The organism is Aeromicrobium sp. CnD17-E (genome assembly GCF_024124745.1).
GTDB lineage: Bacteria > Actinomycetota > Actinomycetes > Propionibacteriales > Nocardioidaceae > Aeromicrobium.
Map to the genome: position 1 here is coordinate 1 of NZ_JAMXRU010000027.1, position 22292 is coordinate 22292.

The 22292-nt window shown below is 66.8% G+C and carries 23 protein-coding genes and 1 tRNA gene; 15 read left to right on the top strand and 9 right to left on the bottom strand.

Annotated elements, in window-relative coordinates:
- Positions 1 to 723: serine/threonine-protein kinase (locus NH339_RS07500; protein WP_253024000.1), on the bottom strand; the 723-nt coding region annotated here is incomplete at its 3' end.
- A gap of 129 nt (positions 724 to 852) precedes the next feature.
- On the opposite strand from NH339_RS07500, the gene NH339_RS07505 reads away from it, so the two are divergent.
- Positions 853 to 926, top strand: a tRNA-Met gene (locus NH339_RS07505).
- Between the two features lie 67 nt (positions 927 to 993).
- Here the strand turns inward: NH339_RS07505 and NH339_RS07510 are convergent.
- Complete coding sequence (locus tag NH339_RS07510) at positions 994 to 2199, bottom strand: site-specific integrase (protein ID WP_253024001.1); 1206 nt, start codon at positions 2197 to 2199, stop codon at positions 994 to 996.
- A gap of 245 nt (positions 2200 to 2444) precedes the next feature.
- Between NH339_RS07510 and NH339_RS07515 the strand changes: the two genes are divergently transcribed.
- A complete protein-coding gene (locus NH339_RS07515; RefSeq protein WP_253024002.1) occupies positions 2445 to 3491 on the top strand; it encodes a hypothetical protein in 1047 nt (348 codons plus the stop codon).
- A 223-nt stretch (positions 3492 to 3714) separates the two neighbouring features.
- Here NH339_RS07515 and NH339_RS07520 read toward each other — a convergent pair whose 3' ends face one another.
- On the bottom strand, positions 3715 to 4584 hold the full coding sequence (locus NH339_RS07520; protein WP_253024003.1) for a hypothetical protein: 870 nt from the start codon (positions 4582 to 4584) through the stop codon (positions 3715 to 3717).
- A gap of 55 nt (positions 4585 to 4639) precedes the next feature.
- Between NH339_RS07520 and NH339_RS07525 the strand changes: the two genes are divergently transcribed.
- Complete coding sequence (locus NH339_RS07525; protein WP_253024004.1) at positions 4640 to 5284, top strand: hypothetical protein; 645 nt, start codon at positions 4640 to 4642, stop codon at positions 5282 to 5284.
- 549 nt (positions 5285 to 5833) lie between these two features.
- Positions 5834 to 7621, top strand: a complete 1788-nt coding sequence (locus NH339_RS07530) for a translation initiation factor IF-2 N-terminal domain-containing protein (protein WP_253024006.1) — start codon at positions 5834 to 5836, stop codon at positions 7619 to 7621.
- 91 nt (positions 7622 to 7712) lie between these two features.
- Here the strand turns inward: NH339_RS07530 and NH339_RS07535 are convergent, their stop codons facing one another.
- Positions 7713 to 8387 carry a hypothetical protein gene (locus NH339_RS07535; RefSeq protein ID WP_253024008.1) on the bottom strand — a complete coding sequence of 225 codons (675 nt, stop codon included), beginning with the start codon at positions 8385 to 8387 and terminating at the stop codon, positions 7713 to 7715.
- A gap of 379 nt (positions 8388 to 8766) precedes the next feature.
- The gene (locus NH339_RS07540; RefSeq protein WP_253024010.1) at positions 8767 to 9186 is read right to left on the bottom strand and encodes a hypothetical protein; all 420 of its coding nucleotides are present in this window, start codon (positions 9184 to 9186) and stop codon (positions 8767 to 8769) included.
- Positions 9187 to 9540: 354 nt separating this feature from the next.
- Here NH339_RS07540 and NH339_RS07545 point away from each other — a divergent pair, with 354 nt between their 5' ends.
- The 5 genes from NH339_RS07545 to NH339_RS07565 all read left to right on the top strand — a co-directional run bounded on the left by NH339_RS07545 (position 9541) and on the right by NH339_RS07565 (position 12583).
- Positions 9541 to 10944, top strand: coding sequence for a SpaA isopeptide-forming pilin-related protein (locus tag NH339_RS07545; RefSeq protein WP_253024012.1), 1404 nt, complete (start codon positions 9541 to 9543; stop codon positions 10942 to 10944).
- Positions 10945 to 11088: 144 nt separating this feature from the next.
- A complete protein-coding gene (locus NH339_RS07550; RefSeq protein WP_253024014.1) occupies positions 11089 to 11307 on the top strand; it encodes a hypothetical protein in 219 nt (72 codons plus the stop codon).
- Positions 11308 to 11380: 73 nt separating this feature from the next.
- Positions 11381 to 11779 (top strand): MerR family transcriptional regulator, encoded by a 399-nt coding sequence (locus NH339_RS07555; protein WP_253024016.1) that lies wholly within the window; start codon positions 11381 to 11383, stop codon positions 11777 to 11779.
- Between the two features lie 31 nt (positions 11780 to 11810).
- Entirely contained in the window at positions 11811 to 12224 is a 414-nt protein-coding gene (locus tag NH339_RS07560) for a hypothetical protein (RefSeq protein WP_253024019.1), read from the top strand.
- 173 nt (positions 12225 to 12397) lie between these two features.
- Entirely contained in the window at positions 12398 to 12583 is a 186-nt protein-coding gene (locus tag NH339_RS07565) for a hypothetical protein (RefSeq protein WP_253024021.1), read from the top strand.
- An 89-nt stretch (positions 12584 to 12672) separates the two neighbouring features.
- Here NH339_RS07565 and NH339_RS07570 read toward each other — a convergent pair whose 3' ends face one another.
- From NH339_RS07570 to NH339_RS07580, 3 genes are all read right to left on the bottom strand, one after another.
- A complete protein-coding gene (locus tag NH339_RS07570) occupies positions 12673 to 13680 on the bottom strand; it encodes an ABC transporter substrate-binding protein (RefSeq protein WP_253024023.1) in 1008 nt (335 codons plus the stop codon).
- Positions 13681 to 13830: 150 nt separating this feature from the next.
- Positions 13831 to 14049, bottom strand: a complete 219-nt coding sequence (locus NH339_RS07575; protein WP_253024025.1) for a hypothetical protein — start codon at positions 14047 to 14049, stop codon at positions 13831 to 13833.
- A 49-nt stretch (positions 14050 to 14098) separates the two neighbouring features.
- Complete coding sequence (locus NH339_RS07580) at positions 14099 to 14542, bottom strand: VOC family protein (RefSeq protein ID WP_253024027.1); 444 nt, start codon at positions 14540 to 14542, stop codon at positions 14099 to 14101.
- Positions 14543 to 14563: 21 nt separating this feature from the next.
- Between NH339_RS07580 and NH339_RS07585 the strand changes: the two genes are divergently transcribed.
- Positions 14564 to 15133, top strand: coding sequence for a TetR/AcrR family transcriptional regulator (locus NH339_RS07585; RefSeq protein WP_253024029.1), 570 nt, complete (start codon positions 14564 to 14566; stop codon positions 15131 to 15133).
- Between the two features lie 13 nt (positions 15134 to 15146).
- Here the strand turns inward: NH339_RS07585 and NH339_RS07590 are convergent, their stop codons facing one another.
- Positions 15147 to 16145, bottom strand: coding sequence for a DMT family transporter (locus NH339_RS07590; RefSeq protein ID WP_253024037.1), 999 nt, complete (start codon positions 16143 to 16145; stop codon positions 15147 to 15149).
- Between the two features lie 119 nt (positions 16146 to 16264).
- Here NH339_RS07590 and NH339_RS07595 point away from each other — a divergent pair, with 119 nt between their 5' ends.
- The 5 genes from NH339_RS07595 to NH339_RS07615 all read left to right on the top strand — a co-directional run bounded on the left by NH339_RS07595 (position 16265) and on the right by NH339_RS07615 (position 22200).
- Positions 16265 to 17122, top strand: a complete 858-nt coding sequence (locus NH339_RS07595) for a LysR family transcriptional regulator (RefSeq protein ID WP_253024039.1) — start codon at positions 16265 to 16267, stop codon at positions 17120 to 17122.
- Between the two features lie 339 nt (positions 17123 to 17461).
- Positions 17462 to 18166 (top strand): hypothetical protein, encoded by a 705-nt coding sequence (locus tag NH339_RS07600; RefSeq protein WP_253024041.1) that lies wholly within the window; start codon positions 17462 to 17464, stop codon positions 18164 to 18166.
- Positions 18167 to 18251: 85 nt separating this feature from the next.
- Entirely contained in the window at positions 18252 to 20162 is a 1911-nt protein-coding gene (locus NH339_RS07605; protein WP_253024043.1) for a potassium transporter Kup, read from the top strand.
- A 111-nt stretch (positions 20163 to 20273) separates the two neighbouring features.
- Positions 20274 to 21605 (top strand): cytochrome P450, encoded by a 1332-nt coding sequence (locus NH339_RS07610; RefSeq protein WP_253024045.1) that lies wholly within the window; start codon positions 20274 to 20276, stop codon positions 21603 to 21605.
- A gap of 46 nt (positions 21606 to 21651) precedes the next feature.
- On the top strand, positions 21652 to 22200 hold the full coding sequence (locus NH339_RS07615) for a suppressor of fused domain protein (RefSeq protein WP_253024047.1): 549 nt from the start codon (positions 21652 to 21654) through the stop codon (positions 22198 to 22200).
- Positions 22201 to 22292 lie beyond the last annotated feature (92 nt).

Genomic DNA, 22292 nt, shown 5'->3' on the forward strand with positions numbered 1-22292 from the left:
GCGGGTCGCGGCGGCGACCACGGGGGCCAGCGGGTGCTCGGCGGGCAGCGCAGGGGCCGGCGCGTCGAGGATCTTCTGCACGGCGGTGACGACGTCGTCGCCCTCCACGTCGTACGGCGCCGAGCCGGTGACGACGCGGTAGACGGTGATGCCGAACGCCCAGACGTCGCCCGCGGCCGTGGCGGTGGACCCGCGGGCGATCTCGGGGGAGAGGTAGGCGGGCGAGCCGGTGATGAGGCCGGTGCGCGTGAGTGCCTCGTCGTCCTCGCGGCGGGCGATGCCGAAGTCGCCGAGCTTCGCGACGTCGTCGCCGGTGACGAAGACGTTCGACGGCTTGACGTCGCGGTGCACGAGCCCGTCGGCGTGGGCTGCGGCGAGCGCGTCGGCCACCTGCGCGAGGAGGCGGGCGGCTCGCTCGAGGTCGACGGGCCCGTGCTGCGACAGGTCGGCGAGGGTCGGTCCGTCGACGAGCTCCATGACGAGCCAGGTGAAGTCACCGTCGTCGGCGAGGTCGTAGACGGAGACGACGTGCGGGTGGTGCACCCGTGCCGCGAGCCTCGCCTCGCGCTCGGCGCGTGCGGCGTCGACCTCGTCGGATCCGGGGGAGAACCCCAGTCTCTTCAGTGCCACCCGACGGTCGAGAAGGGTGTCGTGGCCCGCCCACACGCTGGTGGAGCGACCCCGACCGATCTCGCGCTCGAGCCTGTACCGACCTGCGATCACCGACGACTCCTTTCCCCATGACGGTAGGAGCGGTTGGACGGTCCCGCGAGTCGAGAGACCCCCTGTGAGCGTCGTCTCACACCCCCGATTTGGATCCCCGTTCACCGTGGCGTAATGTTCTACGTGCGACGCGGGGTGGAGCAGTTCGGTAGCTCGCTGGGCTCATAACCCAGAGGTCACAGGTTCAAATCCTGTCCCCGCTACTAAAAGGCCCGGGATCTCAACGGATCCCGGGCCTTGTTTTTCGCCTCGTCAGCGGTGAGTCCGCGTTTACTCACCACCAACGAGCGAAAGCGTGGGCTTATCTGAGGGCAGAAGCATGATGTCCGCCGCGCGGCTCGGCGCGGTGCGCCGCCCCAGGTAGCGAGCGGTGACGTTGATGTCTGCGTGTCCGAGCTGGTTGGCGATCTCGGCCAGGGGCGCCCCCGCCTCGTCCAGCCAGGAGGCCACCGTGCGTCGGAAGGTATGCGTTCCTGCCCAGGGGACCTCGGCGGCCTTGAAAACGCGTCGGAGCGCCTTGCTGACGTTGTTCCTGTCGCGTGGCTGACCAGCCTTCGTGGTGAAGTAGGTGATGCCGAAGACAAGGCCGGTCTGACCGTGCAGCCCGGCACGGTGGCGGAGCCTCTCGGTCAAGGGCTTGCTCATGACGAGCGTGCGGTCCGCCTCAGAGGTCTTGGTGCCACGCACCCGCACGGTGCGAGACTCCAAGTCGACGTCGTTCCACGCTGTGTGGTGCAGGGCCTCGGAGATCCGCGCGCCGGTGCCCAACAGAAACGCGGCAAGGTCACCCACGTCGGCAGCGGCGCGGTCTGCCACCTCCTGGACGCGCTGAGCTTCCGCCCGTGTGAAGGCGCGCGCCGTGTCGAGGTGGCGCTTCCCGCACTCGTGGTCACAGTCGGTGTCCGAGCACTTGCGGTCACCCGCCGTGCCGGGCTTCGTGCCAGGGGTCTTCACGCGGTGCATCACGCTGGAGGCGAGAGCGCCGCGCCGTTCTGCGAGCCCGAGGATCCCAGATAGAACCTTGCGAGCCTGACGCGCCGCAGTCGCTCCCCGATAGTCCGCCACCTCGGTGAGCCACGCCTCGATGCGGGCCACGTCATTCGCCTCGGAGAGTGTCAGTCGGGATAGCTGGCCGGTCTTGATAGTGCGGTCGATGTAGCCCCGGTAGTCGCGCAGCGTGTTCTGCGAGAGGTCCTCGCGCTGCTTGGAGTCGAACCACACCTCAGCAGCGCGCGGGAGCGAAGTGCTTTGGTTGAGGACCGCGTCCCCGCCGCGGTGCTCGGCGCGGGCCTGATCCACCCTCGCGTGCAGAGCGCGCTTAGCGGCAGCAGCGGTCTTGCCGCTGGCGGTCACGTCCACCCGCCGCTTGAGGGCGTCCCTGTAGTAACCGCGCGCCTGCGCCAGGCTCGGGTTGCTCGGGTGGGCCTTCGTCGTGACGGCACCAAGCGTGTAGGGCGGGTTAGGTGGTCGTGGCATTCGAGTGTCCTCTCTGGCGCTATGTAGCGATCTCACTGTTATAGTGAAAAGTCAACGGGTTGAAATATCTGTAAGCTCTCGCGAAGGCACGACTTCATTCTTCGCGTGGACTGCAGGACCGGCGGTATCTGGGCGGTCAGGAGGCTCATTGACCTCGGCTGGTCCGTCGATCTGCGCCATGAGCGGTTGAGACATCCGTGGCGTGATAGCCGGTCTCCGTCGGAGGAATCTGCTAGACCTCACCCATGGAGCTGCAGGCGCGCGAAGCACGAGTCCTGTCCATCGTGGAGGCGGTACGACGAGGTCGTCAGGTTGAGGACGATCTTGTGGAACTCAAGGCGCAGTGGCCCCACGCGTCGCTGAAGACGGCGCGCCAGGTTGCGGGACATGCCAATGCGGCGGGTGGAGAAAACATCCTGTGGATCATCGGGCTGGAGGAACGCACGGGTCGCATCGGAAGCACCGGGGGGACGGAGCCGGCAGACTGGTGGGCTGCGGTCCGTAGGCACTTCATCGAGGTGCCTCCCGAGATGGCCCTACTTCGGGTGAGCGTTGCTCCAGGGCAGGATGTGATGGCACTCCAGTTTTCTACCGACAGAGCGCCCTATGTCGTGGCTACTGAGGGCGGGGGACGAGTGACTAGTGAAGTCCCATGGCGCGAAGGTAACTCCACACGAACGGCGAGCCGCTCCGAGATGATCCGTGCTCTCGTGGCCGAAGCGCAGGTTCCACGAGCAGAGATGGTCAGCGGGTCCGTAGTCGTGTCGGAGTTCTCGCCGAGGCCCGGCCGAACCCACCACCAGGGTCGGGTCGCGGGCGACCTTCGGGTGCAGTGTGACTTGAAGGTCTACCTCTCGACCTTTTCGGCTGTGCATCTTCCTGAGCACCGACAGGTGCTGAGGTTGCGGACCTCCGCAGGTGCCCTCGTCCTACCGGGCTTCGAGCTTTTCGGATCGTTCCGTTACGACGGCTGGTCCGACCTAGGCAGAAAGACGTCGCTCGCTGGAAACATCGAGGTACTTGGTCGCAGTGGAGTCCAGGTGAGCGGGCCGGGGGAGTTTAGGTTGAAGGCTGAGCGAACCTTCAGGAGTGATGCGGCGGCTTCCTCTCTCCTGCGAGCTCGACGTGTTGACCTAGACCTTCGACTGCCTGTCGACTTGACCGACCGGGCGGTGGATGTCGTAGACCGCCTTCCCTTCGTGCCGGGGACGTCCCAGTCTGAGCCGCCGGAGTGGGACGACTGGCGCGTGCGCTCAACCTTCAGAGGAGGCAACTCAAGTCCCTCGGAATGATCGCTTGCGTGTTTCGCCGAGCTTGGGCAGTTCAGAATGCGACTTGGCGCAGCGGCGAGGAGGGGAGTGGCGCGGCCCTTCGGATTCAACAGGTGGGCGGGACGTCACCCAAACCTGCTCGGAGACTCCTGCTGGCCTGCATGGGATTGACCGTCGTCTTCGCGCTCCTGCGTTCTTAGTTTGACGTCGGGACCTCCGGACAGGGGGAATCCGCAAAGGGTAGTCAGTAGGAGACGAGGCGCAGTTGCATCCCGGCTCCCTCGATCCTGTCGAAGTAGGATTCTCGCTCCGCGCTGTCGAGCGCACCGTCGAAGTCCCGGATCGTAACCTCCCCGTTCGCGGTAGTGCTCACCTCGAACCTCGCCGATGGGTGCTTCGACCGGAGATCTGCGCTGATGTCGCGGACCAGCGACTGACGACGGATGGAGACCCCCTCATCGTCCGATTTGGGCATCCCGAGACCCGCGCTGAAGAAACTCGAACTGTCTGGGTTCCATACCCTGTTCTTCGTCTCTTGGGCAGCGAGCAGGGTAGCTAACTGCTCCGCCATCAGATCGATCTTCGCTTCGGTGGGTGACTCATCAGTGACCGGCGACTCCGCGGTTAAGGTCAGCCCGAAGCGACTCCACAGTGGGTTCTCTCCGGCACAGGTCCGCACGCTCTCACTGATGTGTTCGCTCAGGGCGTCGATAGCGTTCTCGATTCCCCATGGGCGTAGATCAGATGCGTAGGTGAGGACATTGATGCCGTTGGTATCGAACGGGATACTCAGGTGCTCATCTTTGACTAGCGCAATCGGCCGGTTGAGAGACGTCCTGACTCCCAACTCGAAGAAGACGTTCGGGTTATGTCCACTGAGGTCGCACAGAACCATCTCGCATTCGATCAAGTTCTTGATAATCCGCGCGTGAATCAGGTCTGCCCCGCTCGCAACGGGGAGGACTGGACGCATCCCCGCCGATTCGATCGCCTTGATGAACAAGCTTTCCCGGACGTGAATCCAGTGTTCTGAGTCGCCGTACAACTTCGCCTCATCGATATGCGTCGTGATCGGCATGGCAATGAAGCAGGTTGGGCGCTCGTCTTCGCTCATATCCAAATGATGTCAGGTGCAGGTCCAGAAACCTGCGTTCCTTTACCGTTTCCCTATGTACGGCGGATGCCTGAATGTCATGAGCTCGTGGGACTGGGGTAGTGCACCCGAGTGGGTCGGAGGAGTGGGCGGAGCCGCTGCTTTTCTCCTGGCGGCGCGCGTCTACTCGCGCGCCAAGGAGGACGACCAGAAGGCACAGGCCAGACGGATCTACTTCCAGTGGACCAGATCCCAGGACTTCCCGAAGGACGCAGTCGCTGACGTGACCGTTGGCTACGCGGAGCGTGGATCATTCGCCATAAAATCTGGCAACAATGACGGATACCTGCTGGCTCAGAACGTCAACATCACCTTCGTGACGGTCCATAACCATAGCGACGAGATCGCCCATAACGTCCGTGTAGCGGTCACCGAAGACAGTCAATGGTTCCCGGACAACGTTGCGTACGTGATCAGGGATCTCGCCCCTGGCGAGAAAGTTGATCTCAGCTTCACGGTGCATGACGGCTCGCACGCGGGAACAACCGTAGTCGCGCTCGACCCAGAGATTTCGATGACGTTCACGGACGCGGGTGGAAGGCACTGGGAGCGGTCTCTCGCAACGCCCGTCAGGAAGGTGAAGAGGAATCCGTATCATGCGGTGTTCGAGCTGTCGTTGATCGAGATTGACCGCAACACCTACATCGACGGTCGAACTTAACGTCTCCGTTGCCACCAGCGGCGGGGTTTCTCCGTGGGTGCTCCCGGAGTGCAGGTTGCCTCAAGATCGAGGGTGCTGGCTGAGACGGCCGAACCGGTCATCACGCGCGAGAGTAGGTCGACAACGTTGATGCGAGCTCGCGTGAATCTCTTCTTCGGGTTGCTGCTGCTTTGCTCCTGGCTCCTGGTGCTGGCGAACAACCGGCCAGTCAGTCTCACAGGAGTCGTCGCAATGCTTGGTCTCGTGGTCGCGATCTTCTACATCTGGACGTCTGCGGGCTACCTCTGGCGCAATCGGAGATAGCTGTGTCCGGTCGTTGGCGTGTGCGCCAGTCACAAGGACGATCACGCGGAGGACGGTGTTCTAGGCAACCGCAGCGCCCGATCAGTCGGTCTTCCGCTCCAGATCGACACCTTGTTAGCCCTGGGGTACGACCCGTTGGGCGCTGGCGCTGGGGACCGGTGGTCTTAGCAGCGAGGAACTTGCCACGGTTCCAAAGTCGTTCCCGAACGCCGAGGTGTGTCTGCACGACGGCTCATACTGGAATCGGTGTCCGCCTTGCTGGCTAAAGCAGACGACGCGACGAAAGGGCAGGAGATGCGGGTCCACGAGCTCGCTAGGGAACTTGGCACGACTTCCAGCGAAGTCCTTGACCTGCTCTGGAGTCGTGGGTTCTTCGTGAAGAGTGCAAGTTCTGACGTCGAGTCCATGGGAGCGGACTGGCTCCGTTTCGAGTTCGCGTCGACGCCAGCGTTGCCGAACCTCCGAAAGGCAACTAACCGAAGAGCGAGCCGACCCTCATCAACTGACAAACCTTGGACCGACGGCAGTCAGTACGATCGCCGACGGGGTGTGGGTCCGACTGCGCTCTTCATGGGTCACGCTGTGGGAAGAAGGCAGACCAATCTCATTCCCATGATTGAGAAGCCCGACCTGCGGGAGGTTGGTCTCGACCTCGGTGCTGTCGAAGCTGGGCTGAGAGGATCGCCCTACTCATTACCCGTCGAGCAGTTCGGCTACCTCGAGAAATCGTTCCTGCCGCGGCTTGCTGCTCTACAACTGCGCGGGCAACATGAGGCGGCGCAAGCCACTGGTCGACGAGTTGGATCGTTGCTGCGACTGCAGCGCTCCGTGGAGATTTATCAGAGCAACCGACTGGAAGGGCTTGGGCCCGACCTTGCCCAGACGCACCGTCTACTGACACGAAATCGACTCACTGCAACGGCCGGCGTTTCGGTCGCTCAGGGGGCTGTGCACGCTTGTCTCCAGGCGGAGCCGAAAGTCAGGGACGTCCTTGGTCTTGGAGCCGCTCGTGTTCTCGCGGAGACTTTCTGCGCGGACCGCCAGCGGCCGATCACCGGAACCGACGTTAAGGACTTGCACCGTCTGATCATGGTTGGGGACCGGCGCGGCGGACAGTACAAGGGTTGGCTTAACGAGATCGAGGGGTCCGCTCATGTGCCGGTCGCGCCCTCAGACACCCCCGAGGCCATGGGTGAGCTGACGAGTTGGCTCGCGCGGACCAGTCTCGCGCCGGTCTGGCGAGCCGCTGTGGCGCACGCATGGATCACGCACATCCACCCGTTCCACGACGGGAATGGAAGGATCGCTCGCCTACTGTCGAATCTCATCCTGATACGTGGTGACCTTCCACCGCTCATCGTGCGAGCCGGCGCAGATCGTGGCGCGTACATCAGCGCTCTGGCTGAATCGGATTCTGGTGGTGACATTCTCCCGCTCGCCAGAGTCTTCCGAGACGTGCTTAGCCGCTCCGTGCGCGACCTGGCACAGCCACAGGATGCGGCCGACGCGCTGCAGGCCGAGCTTCAAGACTCGCGACTTCCAGTACACCAGCGGTGGAACCTACTGCTGGGGGACTTCCTGTCCGAACTAGCCCCGCACCTTCTCCTCCACGGCCTCAATCTCTACAACATTGGCGGCGCCACGGAAGACGAATTGAGGTTCGTTAGCGAGGGGCGGTACGAGAACGTGTGGATCGCCAAGATCGGGACCGGTGGATTGCAACGCGATCTGCTTCTCCACGTTGCGACGGCAACGACGGCGAGCAGGGCGTTACTCGGCGACGACCCGGCAGTCTCAATCTTCGTCAGTATCCGCAACAAGCGCCCCTTGGACGCAAGACAGTATGTGCCGATCGGCAGGGTTGGCTTCGCCTACGAGTTCACTCCACTGCCGAGTCGCGATGCGCTGCTCCTGAGAAGAAACAGTGAGACAACCGTGGCTTCGGTGGATGCCGCTGCTTCGAACGTAGCTGAGCACCTCGCGCGGGTGTTCAATCAGGTGATCGGTCGTCCTTCCTTCGACTCGTCTGTCTAGGACCGACTTCCGAGTCGAGGCCCGCGGCTCCTTTCGAGCAGACAACCTGCCAGCCCCTGCCCGATGTCAGGTCGGGCAGGGGCCGCGGGGACTAGCTGGCGCGCTTGCGGCGGACCTCGATGGGGGCGGCGAGTTGAATGTCGGACTCCTTCAGGATCATCGTGATCGCATCGGTGACGACCTTGTCGGGATCGGCGGTCTTGTACGTGCCGACGCCCGCGATGGCCACGCCGATGGGGGCGAGGTAGGTCTTGCCGTCGTGGCGGCGCAACCACATGCGCTGGTTGTGGGGGGTGGGGTTGAACTTGTCGTAGGTGAAGGTGTCGCTGTGCGGCCTGAGGTCCTCCAGCACGCTGGCCAGGATGGCGTTGGACTCGTTGGTGTTGGCGATCAGCGCGTTGACCGCGTCGCGCAGGGCGACGACGTGGGGGTTGTCCTGGTCGATGGTGCGCAGGGGGATGAGCTGGTCGCGGACGCGGGCCTCGACGTCGTCGGCGATGGCGGTGGCCAGGTTGTCGGAGGCCGCCGCGAGGCGGGCCCTCATGCCGGTGACGAGGAGCTCGGCCTCGGCGATAGCGTTGTCGATCTCGGCGAGGTTGGGACCGCTGGGGATCTTCCCGGTGGCCTGGATGGTGTGGGCGAGCTCGGCCCAGTCGTCCCGGTTGCCCTCGAGGTGGTTGAGGGCCTCGGTCAAGCTCAGCTCGGCCGCCTCATGGTCCTTGCGGGCCTGGTCGAGCGGGCTGAGCTTGGTGACGGTCTTCGTCATGGTCGTTCTCTCTGATTGGTGTGACTCCCAGGCACGGGGGTGCCTGGGAGGGCGTTAGCCGGTTTGCCGGCTAATGGGGGAGGAGGAAGGGACTCGTGGGTCTGGCGACGGGGGTGAGGGTGCTCGGTCCTTGACCCAGGTCCTTGCTGTTTCTGCTGATGCACTCCGGAGGGACGTCCGTCGGCCTGCTGCTGGGAGGAGCCGTGATCGGCTGGGTCGGAGCTGGGACCGTGCTCGTCGCGGCGGGCACCGCGCAGGCCGTGGCTGCTGTCGTCGGCGCAGGCTGGGCCCGAAGGGCGACCCAGCGTGGGGCCTGGACCTCGGCCCGGCGAGCGAACGTCGACGGAGTCTGAGCGGACCCTCCGCCCGGCGACCTCGCTCAGGAGCAGGCGGACCGGATGGCCTTCGCCGCTGCGGTGACCTCATCGTCCGAACCGCCGTCAAGAGGCTGGTAGGCCTCGGGGTCGTCGAGGTAGTCGACGAGCTGTCCGACCGGGTCCTGCAGGTTCTTCGGACCGGAGGACACCACCGGGAACAACGCCTCCCCGAGGGACTGGCGCTCGTCGTGCGAAAGGTCCGCCCCGGCGAGCGCGCGATCCACGAGCCCGTCGTCGCCGACGAGGGCCGGGCACGGGTTCGCCGGGTCGAGGCTCGGGAGAGCGGCGGAAGCACTCGGAGAAGCCGACGCGTCCGCGGACGAGCCGTCGTCGTCCGATCCGCCGCACCCGGTCAGGAGCGCGAGCCCGATCGCAGCGAGCGGGGCGAGCGACTTGAAATCTTGGAAGATCGTACGAGTCATGCCAGCACGCTAGTGCTCCAGGTCAGCGCCCCGCAAGCAGCCCTTTCGTGCTCGGCCGGAACACGCGGCTGGGTCAACAACTCTGAGATCGTATCGCGGGCACGCAGTCCACGAACGACCTGAGGACAGCGCCCGTCGAAACATACCGACCGACGGTAACGCCCCAATGCGTGACGAAAGGTGTCGGCTGCTCTTATGGCGGGCGCGACTCTCCAGCCCCCGACACCGCGCGATGAGGCCGAACTCACATGAGAATGAACATCTGTACCACTTCCGCGTGATGTGAACGCCTTCCTAGACTCCTGACCGGCGCCGCGGCGACTCGACCAAGGCATCACACCCACGAGGGGGATCATGGACACCACACTCTGGCGACGGCCGGTCGCCGCGTTCCTCGCGCTCGCGGCCGTCCTTGCAGCCGGTCTCGTCGCAGCCAGTACCAGCAGCGCCAATGCCGCGGACCGCGACGCCGTCACCGGCATCTCAGTGACGCCCGCCTCCGCGCTCGTCGGTGACGGGCTCGAGGCGCGCATCACCTGGCAGGCTCCTGCTGGGACCCAGCCGAGCGACACGTTCACCGTGGGCATCCCGTCCCAGGTGACCGGCATCGCCGGCACCCAGCAGCTGCGTGCTCCGGACGGCTCGGTCATCGCGAACTGCGTGATCGAGCAGACTCGCGCCACCTGCACCTTCACCGACTACGTCGCGACCGCGTCCAACGTGCAGGGTGAGCTGACGGTGCCTCTCGTCGGCGCCCAGCCCACGAACGGCTCGGGGCTCGACTGGACCACGGGCCAGGGGCGCATCATCCACACCGACACGGAGATCACGCCTCGTCAGAGCGGCTGGGCCGACGCCGCCGTCAAGACCTCGACGCTGCGCGACAACGGCAACATCCTGTACGACGCCGCCATTCGCGGCAGCCGTCTCGACGACGGCACCACCGTCACCGACACGTACGACCCCCGCACGTCGATCGTCGCCTCCACCTTCAAGGTCTACCAGTCCGACAGCTCCCAGAACTGGACGCTGACGGACTCGAGCACCTGGACGCTGTCGGACGATCCCGCGAACCACCGGTTCACGGTCACCATCCCGGACGCCGTGACCGACGGCACGATCGCCTACCGCTACATCTACGAGGCCGCGGTCGACGACTCCGTCGCGTCCGGGGACGTCATCGTCAACACCTTCGGCACACAGGACAGCACCTCGACCGACCGGATCCGCTACGTCCGTCAGGGCGGCGGCGGCACCGGGGACCAGGGCACGCTCGCGTGGACCAAGGTCGACGAGGACGGCGAGGCTCTCGCCGGTGCCACGTTCACGGTCACCGGGCCGAACAACTTCAGTGCCACGGTCGCTGACGACGGGGCTGGCGACCGCGACACGAGGCCGGGCCACTTCTCGCTCACCGGACTGGCCGAGGGTACCTACACGGTGGTGGAGGCGCAGGCCCCGGACGGCTACGTCCGTTCCGACCGCGAGCTCACCGCCACCCTGTCCGCGGCGGACCCGGCGGGCGACGCCGGCGAGCTGGTCAACGTCAAGGCTGCGACACCCACGCCCACCCCGACGCCGACCGTGCCCGACGACGGCGGCACGCCCGACCCGGGCACCGGCACCGGCCTGACCAGGCCCGGACGCGACGGGGCCCCGCTGCCGGACGCGGGCGGTCCGCAGCTCGGCCTCCTGGCTGCCGGCGTCCTCGCCATCGCCTTGGGGTCGACTCTGGCACTGCGCCGGCGCCGCACCTGACGTACCGGCACCGGGCGATGTCCCTCGTTCACCGCGACGAGGGACATCGCCCGGTTCTGACGACCATGCCCGCAGTCGTTTGACTGACCCGCAACCGCCGGCTGTCATGCCGCCCGTTTCAAGGACTCTGGAGAGGAAGACACCATGACGTCCACCCCGCGCACATCCTCCCAGGTAGTTCGTCTCTACGTCATCCAATGGGTGATCGTCGCGATCCTCGCCCTCATCTTCATCGGCGTGCTCGCCCTCGTCACCGACAACGCCCTCAACTGGAAGCTCTTCGGGTACCTGATGAGCCTCAACACCCTGGCCGCCGTGTTGGGCATCATCTACCGGAGACCACTTCCCAAGGACCGCGACTGAGCCCACCCAAGGACGTGCAGCACCGCACACGTGAGACGGCGAGACGATCGGCCCTCGACACGACGAGAGCCGCGTGCTCTCGCGGCCCTGCATCGTCTGGAGGTCGTGGCCACCACGCCGGTCGCGGTCTTGCTGTGTCGAGGAGCAGGGACTCCTGCGACCGACCCGGCATCTGAACGGGTATCGCGACTACACCGATATGGACCTGGATCAGGTCGTCATGATCCGCGACCTCATCGGCGCGGGTGTGCCGACCCGCTTCGTCAAGATCGTCCTCGACCGCCGGAGCGGGGCCACGGCGTGGACCAGTGCGTGCGACGACATCCTCGCCGGCATGGTCCGCGACCAGATCGCCGACCTCGACGCCAAGATCACCTGCCTTGCCACGAGCAAGGACGCGCTGGTCCAGTTCCTTGCCGAAGCGGCACCCACCGTCGACGACTCGGAGAGCACGGCTACCGGGGGCGCTTGATGCGGCCCGCTGATCGAGATGGAGTGGTGTGATGAGCGATCTGAATGGACGGCGCCTCGCGATCGACGCGGTGACGGCGCTGCAGATCATCCGGGATGATCCGAGCATCGGTCTGCGGAACCGCTTGGTGGGTCCTGCGGTGCTGCGCAGCGACGTCCTCACCCTCCTGTATCGCGAGGTCCGCAAGGGAGCGTTGAGCGACGCCGCTGGGCGCGCGCAGCTGGAAGCGTTGGCGACCCTGAAAGTCCGTCTGCTCGGCGACCGGGTGTCTCGAGCCACAGCGTGGAAGCTTGCACGGCGGCTGGACTGGGACGACGTCGCTCGCGCCGAGTACCTCGCTGTGGCCACGCTGCAAGCCGACGCCCTTGTTGCTGGCGACCCGACGATCACCGCGGGGGCCGTGGGACTGACGGACCTCGTCGAGTACGGCGAGCTCCTCAGATGAACTGTCGGGCCGTTCGGTGTCACGCACGGTGGATGAACAGCATCAGAGCCACGAGCACGCGAGCCCGCGTGCGGCGGAGTGACCGAACGGACATCCGGCTGCGCCGAAAGCACGAGTCCCTCACGGCTCGTTGGACGATGCGACCGTCACATCACGGCACCTAGCGTCGAGGAATGACCAAGCCAGCACAGATCCTGCTCGGGGTAACGCTCGTCGTCGTGGGCGTCGTCGTGGCGCTCACCATTCCCGACAAGCAGTTCCTGATCTTCACAGGCCGCCCCTTCGGCGTCGTCGTCGCGATCGTCGGCGCTTTCGACATCGTTGAGGCTCTGTTCCGGGACCGGCGGCGGAGGGACTGAGCCGGGTGTGTCGGGCTGTCGTGGGGGCCCGCCGCTGATCATTGTCGCGCCAGCCGTAGGAGGGTCCGGCTCATCTCCGCTACGAGGCTTCAGGACGCTTTCTTCTCCAGCTCTTCCGAGAAGAGGTCCATGATGGCGGCGCGGCCCTGCGGGCTGGGCGGGCCGACGGAGTTCCAGGGGACGTACGCGTCGTTCCTGGCGGCCGTCGTCTTGCCCCAGACGGGCTCGCTGCGGAGCTTCTCGAGTGTCGCCGACCCGCCGCGGGCGTCCCAGAGGGCGTAGTCCGCGTCGTAGAGGTCGGCCTTCTCCCAGCTCAGAGACTGCCAGTAGCCGCCCTCGTCGAGGTCGGGCTTCTTCGGCGTGACGATGTCGAGGCCGAGCTCGTCGCGGTAGTACTGCAGGTCGGGGTTGGCGTCGGGGTTGGAGACGTAGAACAGCTCAGGGGTGAGCGAGACGGCCTCGTACGTCGGGTGACCGAGTGCGGCATCGGCAGCCTTCAGGCGCGTCGAGGCCTGCGCGAACGCGCGACGTCCCTCGGCGAAGTCCTCCCGGTCGGCGCCCAGTGCCACGGCCAGCTTCTCAGCACTGTCGAAGATCTGCTCCTGCGTCTTTCCCTCGTAGGAGATGACGCCGATCGGGTAGGTACCCTCGAGCTTCTTCTGCGTCGCCTCGTTCACGTACCAGAGCGTCGGCTCGACGTAGGTGCTGGTGAGGAGGACGTCGGGTCTGAGCTCCGCGAGCTTCTCCAGGTCGAGGTCGCCGTACTCACCCTTGCCAGTGATGTCCACGACGTCGTCGACGTCCAGGCCGACGGCCTGCAGGTCCGCGTCGCCGTCGGGGTTCTTGAGAGGTCCGAAGACGCCGACGATCTTGTCGCCGAGGCCGAGGTCGGTGAGGGCCGCGGCGACCGACGACTGCGCGACGATCCGCTCAGGCGCCTTGTCGAGCTCGAGCTTGGTGCCGAGGTCGTCGGTGTAGGTCCAGGCCTGGTCGGAGGAGGGGTCGTCGGAGGACGAGCCGCAGGCGGCGAGGGGGAGGGCGAGGGCCACGGCGACGGCTGCGGCGAGGCGTCGGGGCGTGAACGCAGGTCGAGTCATAAGGGTAGGCTAACCTGATCGTCGGTGGCGGTCGGCGGTGTGGGGTCCGGCGACGACGTCAGCTCACGGTCGTACGGGCGCCGCGGCATCAGCGCCGACGACGGTGGCCCAGGGCCGGACCGTCCACGACGCCACCAGTCCTGACGTCACTTAGGGGTCTGCCAGCGCGAACTGGGTCGCTAGCTCCACCGGGTCGTCGCCCTGGAAGACGAGCAACCCTTCGTACGGCCCTGTGCCGACCGCACCGCCAAGCACCAGCTCTCCGCGCTCGACGGCCGCCCACGCGAGAACGAGGTGCGCCGACCGGGATCGCTCGCGAGACTCCAGATAGTCGTCAGCATAGGTGTACTGGAGGACTGCGTGCGTCATGCCTCGAACGTACCGGGGGAGGGCGGCTTGGCCGGGATCAAGGCGACAGTCACGCGAACGCTGCCGCGAACTCCGCCGACGGTGGGATCTCCTCGATCACGTCGACGAGGATGCCCTTCGGAACCTCGACGATGAAGTGCCGTTGGCCGAAGGCTTCGTCGCGCAGCCCGAGGCGGATCGGCAGGTCGGTCGATCGCAGGCGCTCGTACTCGCTGCTCGCGTCGTCGACCTCCATGTTGAGGAGCATGCCGCGACACTCATCCCGGAACCCGGGCGGGATGGTCGCGTGAGTCGCGTCGAGGACGGCGAGCTCGTGCTCGCCGCGACGTAGGCTGACGTACCAGTCGGTCGTGAAAGTCTCTTCGAAGCCGAAGAGCTCCACGAAGACTGCGGCGACCCGTGTCGGCTCGCTGGTCTGAATGACCGGATAGAAGCTGTGCATGACGTTGCCTTCCGTTACGTACAATGTGTAGGTATAAGACGATACATACACTCTGCATGTAAAGGAAGCCCCGTGCCCCGAGCCTCCGCCGCAGAAGCGGCTCTGACGTTCGAAGCCATCCTCGACCAGGCGACCGAGGCCTTCGTGCGCTCCGGCTTCCAGGGCGCATCCCTGGACGCGATCGCTCGAGCCGCTGGCGTGACGCGTGGCGCCGTCTACCACCACTTCGCTGACAAGCTCGGACTCTTCCGGGCCGTGGTGCGCGCCGGGCACGCGCGCGTCGCAGCCTCCGTCGTCGCACGCGCCGACGCAGAAGCCGACAATCCCCGGGCCGCACTGCGAGCCGGCTGCCACGCCTTCGTCGACGCCATCACTGACGACCCTGCAGCGCGGATCCTCCTCGTGGAAGGACCCGCCGTCCTGGGGTGGTCACAGTGGCGAGACCTCGACGCCTCCGCATCCATGCGAGAGCTGCGCGAGGCAGTCGGCGTCGTGACCGGTGGGGAGGACGCCGAAGCCCTGACCCATCTGCTGTCCGGTGCGATGAACGAAGGCGTCCTGTGGATCGTCGATGCCGCCGACACCAAGGACGCGCGAGCCGCCCTGCACCGCAGCCTCGACAGACTGATCGACTCGCTGTGACGGAGAGCGGGGATCACTGCCCCTGATGCTTGGGCGATGGGCCGTCGGCGGTGTCCGACCTTCGGCCGTAGAAGACGACGCGTCGTAGCCGAGGTGCCCTGAGAGTCATGTGCCGCAGGCGCCCTTGGCTGGTGAGGATGCCGACGATGACCAAGGCTGCCCCGACAGGTTCGTTCCAGTGCAGGCTCTCGCCGAGGACGAGGACGCCGAGCGTCACGCCGACGAGAGGGGTGAGGTAGGTGACCGTCGACGCGAGGGTGGCCCCCCACGCCTGGATGATGCGGGTGTTCCAGATGTACGCGATGCCGGTGCCGACGGCGCCCAGTACGACCACGCTCGCCACGACGGGCACGGTGAGCTCGACGCTGGTCGTGCCCGCGAAGGGCATCAACACGGCCGTGAGGAGGGCCGCGACACCGATCTGGGAGGCGGCGATCGTGGTCGCGTCGTAGGGGTAGCCGCGCAGGAACCGGCGGCTGTAGACGAACGCCAGCCCGTAACAGGTGGTGGCGCCCAGGCACGCGACCTGCGCCGTCAGCGAGACCCAGCCGGACCCCTCGTCCTGCGCAAGCAGCGACCAAGGTGACGCCACGACCACCACGCCGAGAGCTGCGATCACGACACCCCACGCGCGGGTGCGCGTCAGGCGCTCGTCGGGGAGGACAGCCAACGACACCAGCAGCGTGGTGAGGGGAGTGGTCGCGTTGTAGATGCTCGACAGACCCGAGTCGATGTGCTGCCCGGCCCAGGCGAACAGCAGGAACGGAGCCACGCACAGCAGCACGGCGATCACCGTCAGGTGGCCCCACACCTCGACCCCGCGCGGCCAGCGCCGTCTGGTGCCCACCATGACGGCTCCGAGCACGAGCGCCCCGCAGGTCAGGCGGCCGAACACGACCTGCACCGGCGACAGCCCGTCCAGGGCGACCCGGATGAACAGGAAGCTCGCGCCCCACACCAACGCCAGCGCGGCGAACTGCGCCGGCACCCACCCACGGCCCTTCGCGGTCATGTGGACTCCTTCTCGCTGACGTGACCCTCGCTTCTCTTCGCCAGCATCGCCGCCCTCGCGGGCATGAATCAAACAGATAAGGTTCACGTGCACATGAGGCACATGCATGAAGGGACGCTGTGGGAGCGACACTAAAGCAGCTGAGGATCTTCGTCGCGCTCGTCGAGGAGGGCGGTTTCGCCGCAGCCGGCGACGCACTCGGCATGAGCCAGTCCTCGGTCTCGCACACCCTCGCCACCTTGGAGCGCCACGTCGGCGCTCCCTTGGTGCACCGAGCGCGACGCACCGTCACCGAGGACGGTGCGCGGCTGCTGCCGCACGCACGAGCGTGCCTCGCCGCTGCCGAAGCCTTCGAGGCGGCCACCCCCTCCCAGGCTTCGATCATCGGCACGATCACGCTCGCGATCACCCCGACCGCGGGCCACCGCATCGTGCCCGACCTGCTCGCTCAGTGGCGCACGCACGCACCCGGCATCCGCGTCCGCCTCCTCGAGGGAGACGACGCCGAGGTAGCCGGCTGGCTCGACACCGGAGCCGCCGATGCGGCGGTGCTCATCGACCCCGACCGCACGGACGAGCACGTCACCCTCGCGTGCGACGAGTTCCGTGCCGTCACCCGCACCGACCACCCACTCGCCGGAACCCGACCCGTCGCACTCGTTGACCTGCTGGAGGATCCCCTCCTGGCGTCCACTGCGGGATGTGAACCACAGATCAAGGGGCTCCACCGTCAGGCCGCTCTGGCCTACCAGCCCGCCCAACGTGTTCGCGAGCTCACCACCCTGATGGCCATGGTCGAGGCGGGACTCGGGGTCACGATCATGCCGACCCTGGCCGAACCGATGCTCCCGACGTCGCTCACGATGACACCGCTGGCTCACACCGTCACGCGGGAGCTCGTCCTCACCGGACCGGCGACCAGGCCCTGGCACCCCCTGGTGCGCACGCTGCTCAGCATCACGAGGGACAGTCGTTGATCCTCGGTGGTCCGTGTTGGAGCTCCTTGGACGACTCACTGGCTGTGTACGGGGTCTGAGCTTATCGCGCAGGACCTTGGCTCGATGAGACGACTCGTAGCGGTGTCGAGCCTCCCGAGCGGTCGGAGCTCAGACAGTGGTCCGCGGTCGAAGGGAACGCATGGTTTCCGCATGCAGCGTCCGCCGTTTCCGCGGCGTTCCGCGCGCCACCTGCTGCGACTGTGACGCCCACGTTCACACGCATTACTCGTCGCCTGAGCCACTCAGGGATGCGGGCCGCTCTAGTTCGCGGGCTGTGATTGGCCCGGCGGTTGGACCAGAAAACTGTCAGCCCGTCTCATGACGTTCTCGAGCGTGTCGGACGATCTCTCATTCTCGCGCAACGCCTACCCTCAGCTCCTAGCGCCGGGGCGGTGGATGGCGGCGCTCGTGGGGCTGGGTGTTTTTCTCATCTACTGTTGCGGGAGCTCGAAGGTGGTGAGCATCGCCGCCTTGTTCGTGCTCGTTGGCGGCTGGATCGTGACGCTAGCCGTGACGACCTTCTTGCCCGTTCCGCAGCCAGTTTCGACGATGAATGCGTTCGCTGCTCGCAGCACGTGGTTGCTGCGTGCGGTCGTGGGTGCGCTGATGATCGGCGTGACGGCAACCTACGGTGCCCTCGTCGGTATCGATGTCGAGAAGTCGTGGGACGAGCACGCAACGATTGCGGCGGATGTGTTCAACGAGGTCCTCTTCACCCCGCTCGTCGTGGCGCTGGTGCTGCTTTTGTGGTTCGCGGGCATGTGGCTGTCTGTCGATCTGTGTCGCGCGCGTGAAGCTGGTCGGCGTCAAGCCATCGAGAGGCTCGTTGATGCCGCTACTGGTCAACTGGCCTTGAAGGTTCACGTGCCGAAGATCCCCGACGCAGTACGAGCGTGGGTCGCCGACGCGATCGGTTGCACGGTCCGGCCCGGCGCCGCACTCTTCTTCGGATACTTCGGTCCGGTGGTCTCCTACTATCTCGGCTACGAGTTGATCACTTCCGGGTCGGCAACTCTCTGGTGACGGACGGCACCCCACGTCGCCCGCTCGGGCGGGCGTACGTCGCAGTTCCCCTGCGATCGTCGCCTAGCGACATACGCTCGAGCCCGTGACAGAGCGGAGTGCAGGGCGGCCCTCGGGCGGACCGTTCATGGTGCTGGGTGCGGTGGGCATCGTCTTCGGCGACATCGGGACGAGCACGTTGTACGCGATGAGCGCGGTCCTGCAGGCGGACACGTCGGGAGGCGGCGCCGTCGCGCGGCCACTCGTCTACGGCATGGTCTCGACCATCGTCTGGTCGATGATGCTGATCGTGACGGTGCTCTACGTGCGCCTGCTCCTGCGCGCCGACAACGACGGCGAGGGTGGTCTGCTCGCGCTGGTCGGACTGCTCCGCCAGCGGCTGGCGCCGGGTCGCGTGCTCACCGTGGTCAGCCTGCTGGGCGTCTTCGGCGCGGCGATGTTCCTCGGCGACAGCGTGATCACCCCCGCCATCTCGGTGCTGTCGGCGGCCGAGGGGCTCGAGCTGCTCAACCCGTCGTGGTCGCACGTGGTCGTGCCGTTCGCGTTCGCCGTCCTCGTCGGCCTGTTCGTGATCCAGCGGTTCGGCACCGGCAGGATCGGCAGGCTGTTCGGGCCCGTCATGGTCGTGTGGTTCGCCTCCACCGCGCTGTGGGGTGCGCTGGCCGTCGCGAAGGAGCCCTCGGCGCTCGAGGCGCTCTCGCCGCACTGGATCGTCCTGTACTTCCGCGACGAGCCGCTGATCGCGTTCCTGTCGCTCGGTTCCGTCGTCTTGGCGGTGACGGGTGCGGAGGCGCTGTACGCCGACCTCGGGCACTTCGGCCGCCGGGCCATCGCGAGGGCGTGGGTGCTCGTCGTCCTGCCGGCGCTCGTGCTCAGCTACCTCGGACAGGCGGCAGCGGTCGCCGGCTCGTCGACGGCCGTTGGCAATCCGTTCTTCGCCATCGTGCCCGGCTGGGCCCGACTGCCGATGGTGGTCCTGGCGACGCTGGCCACGATCATCGCCTCGCAGGCGGTCATCTCCGGGGCGTTCAGCGTCGTCCACCAGGCGTCCCGGCTGGGCTTCCTCCCGCACCTGCGGACGACGCACACGTCGCGGCACCACGCCCGGCAGATCTACCTGCCGGCCGTGAACTGGACCCTCGGCCTCGCCGTCCTGGCGGTCGTGCTGGTCTTCCGCAGCTCGGCGTCGCTGGCGTCGGCCTACGGGGTCGCCGTCACCTCGACGATCACCGTGACCACGCTGTTCTACCTCACCTACCGCTGGCGGCGCGACGGCAGGGTGTCGCCTGGGTTCCTCGTGGGCGCGGCCATCCTCCTCGTCGAGCTCGTCTTCCTCGCGGCGAACCTGCCGAAGGTCCGGTCCGGGGGCTGGCTCCCGCTCGGCATGGGCGCGATCCTCGTGCTGACGATGACGACCTGGCGGGCCGGCCAGCGGCGCATCGAGGCCGCCCGCGCCGACGCCGAGGGACCGGTCGAGGACCTCGTGCCCCGCATCCGCGCGACGGAGGCGGGACTCGCCCGCGTGCCCGGGACGGCCGTCTACCTGACCCGAGGGCCAGGCGTCGTGCCGATCGCGCTCGACGCGATGCTCGACCTCAACCACGTCCTGCACACCACGACCGTCCTGCTCAGCTGGGAGTCCGTGGACGTGCCCGCCGTGCGGCACGACGAGCGCGTCGTCGTCGACGTCCTGGACGACCCGACCGACGGCATCGTGCACGTCCACGCGACCTTCGGCTACCGGGAGAGGCCTGACCTCCTCGCGGTTCTGGAGCAGGCCATACCGCTCGCGGAGGGCGAGCTCGACCACGTCGACCTCGACCGCGCGATCTACTTCACCTCCGTGCCGGTCGTGACGTTCAGCCCGCGGTCGGGCATGCCGCGCTGGCGCCAGCGGATCTTCCTGACGCTCGTGCGCCTCAGCCCGGACCCGGTCGACGTCCTGCGGCTGCCGCGCGAGCGCACGATCAGCGTCGGTCGGGAGATGCCGTGGTGAGCCTGAGACGCTTCGCGTCCCGTGGGTCGAGGTCACCGTCAGGACACGAGACGGCCCGCACGAGCGCGGACCGTGCCTGATACTGGGCTCAACGAGCATCGGAGGTCCATCGTGCAGATCCTCGACGAGGCGGCGTCGCTGACGCGCTGGGGACTCAACCATGCGCTGCCGCGCGTCGGGATCCAGGCCGGAGCCCGTCGCGGCGACCTGCAGGCACGGCTGATCATGGCGACCTCGACCGGCAGCGACGGCCAGGCCGGGGGAGGCCTGCCGCTCGACCTCTTCGAGGAGGTCCGTGCGAGCGGGGCGCTGCACAAGAGCGCCTTCGCGTACGTCACCGCCACGCACCCGGTGGTCAAGGAGGTTCTCGGCAGCCCCGACGTGCACGCCGGTGTCGACTTCGGCACGGGCGGGCTTCTCGGTCCCGTGCGCCGCTGGGCCGACAGCAGCACCCCGATCGGACCCCTGACGCCGCCGTCGCTGCTGTCCGTCGAGCCGCCCGAGCACACCCGCTACCGGAAGCTCGTGACGCGCGTCTTCTCCGTCAAGGCGGTACGGGGGCTGCAGGACCGGACCCAGGACATCGCCGACCAGCTGCTCGACGACCTCGCCAGCAGCGACGACGGGACCGTCGACCTCGTCGAGCGCTACTGCGCACTGCTGCCGGTCACGGTCATCGCGGAGATCCTCGGGGTCCCGCACGACCAGCGCGACAAGGTGCTGGAGTTCGGTGAGGGGGCCGCGCCCAGTCTCGACCTCGGGCTCCCGCTGGGACGCTTCCGTGCGGTGGAGCGCTCGCTGCGCGCGTTCGAGCGTTGGCTCGACGACCACATCGTCGCCGTCCGCCGCGACCCTGGCGACGACCTGCTCAGCCAGCTCGTGCTCGCGCAGGACGACGACGGTGTCGAGCTGACGGACCTCGAGCTCAAGGCGACCGCCGGCCTCGTGCTCGCCGCTGGGTTCGAGACCACCGTGAACCTGCTCGGCAACGGCATCGCCCTGCTCCACGAGCACCCTGAGCAGCTCGAGCTCCTGCAGGAGAAGCCGGACCTGTGGTCGCGCGCGGTCGACGAGGTGCTGCGCTACGACCCGCCCGTTCTCCTCACCGGCCGCAGCGTCGTCAACGACACGGTGCTCGGCGGGCGCGAGGTGCCGCGCGGCTCCGTCGTCACGACCCTGCTCGCGGGCGCCAACCGCGACCCCGACGTGTTCGCCGACCCGCAGCGCTTCGACGTCAGCCGCGAGAACGCCGACCAGCACGTCTCGTTCTCCTCCGGCCGCCACTACTGCCTGGGCGCCGCCCTCGCGCGCATGGAGGGCGAGGTCGGACTGCGCGCCCTGCACACCCGCTACCCGAACCTCACGCTTCAGCCGGGGGCGCACCGACGCCCGACGAGGATCCTGCGCGGCTACGCGGCGCTGCCTGCCCGGCTAGAGGATTGAGTCATGCAATCGAACCGCGGGAACGACGACAGTCGTCTCGCTGGGGGTGGCTGAGATCGAAAGTCTTGAGGACCATCTCGAGAAGCATCTCGGCCGGATAGACGCGGGCTGGTCTGTCGATCCGGACGGAGAGAGGATGCCGTTCCAGGTCGTGAAGTTCTCGAGGGGATCCGACCTTGAGTCTGTTGCGTACTCGACCTTGGGACTGAGTCGCCATGTCCTTCGGTCGTCGCGTTCCGGCCGGGCGATACGTCAAGAGCTGATGATGCTGGCGCCGCTGGCCCTGCGCCACGATGTTGTGGCGTCGCTCCTGCTGCAAGTCGGAGCAACGGCGCTGGCGAACGAACGAGCGTTGATCCGCAGTGAGGTGATCGGACCGGCCGGTCCGATCACCGAGGGATCGCGTCTTACGAGCTTCTACGTCACCAGTCCGGTGTACTTCCCGGATGAGTTCGCAACCTACGCAGGGCCAGCAGGTGAGGTGGTCGTCGCGTGGCTCGTCCCAGTATCGGACGCTGAGGCTGGTCTTGTGGCCCGTGCGGGGCTGGGAAGCCCTCGAGAACGAATTCGTGTTGCGGGATCCAGACCTCGTTGATCTTCATCGTCCGCCGATGCAAGTCTGAGGGAGACGGACCCATCGTCCACCGCGTAGGTGGATGCGCGAGGGTCGCAGATCTGGCCGACAGT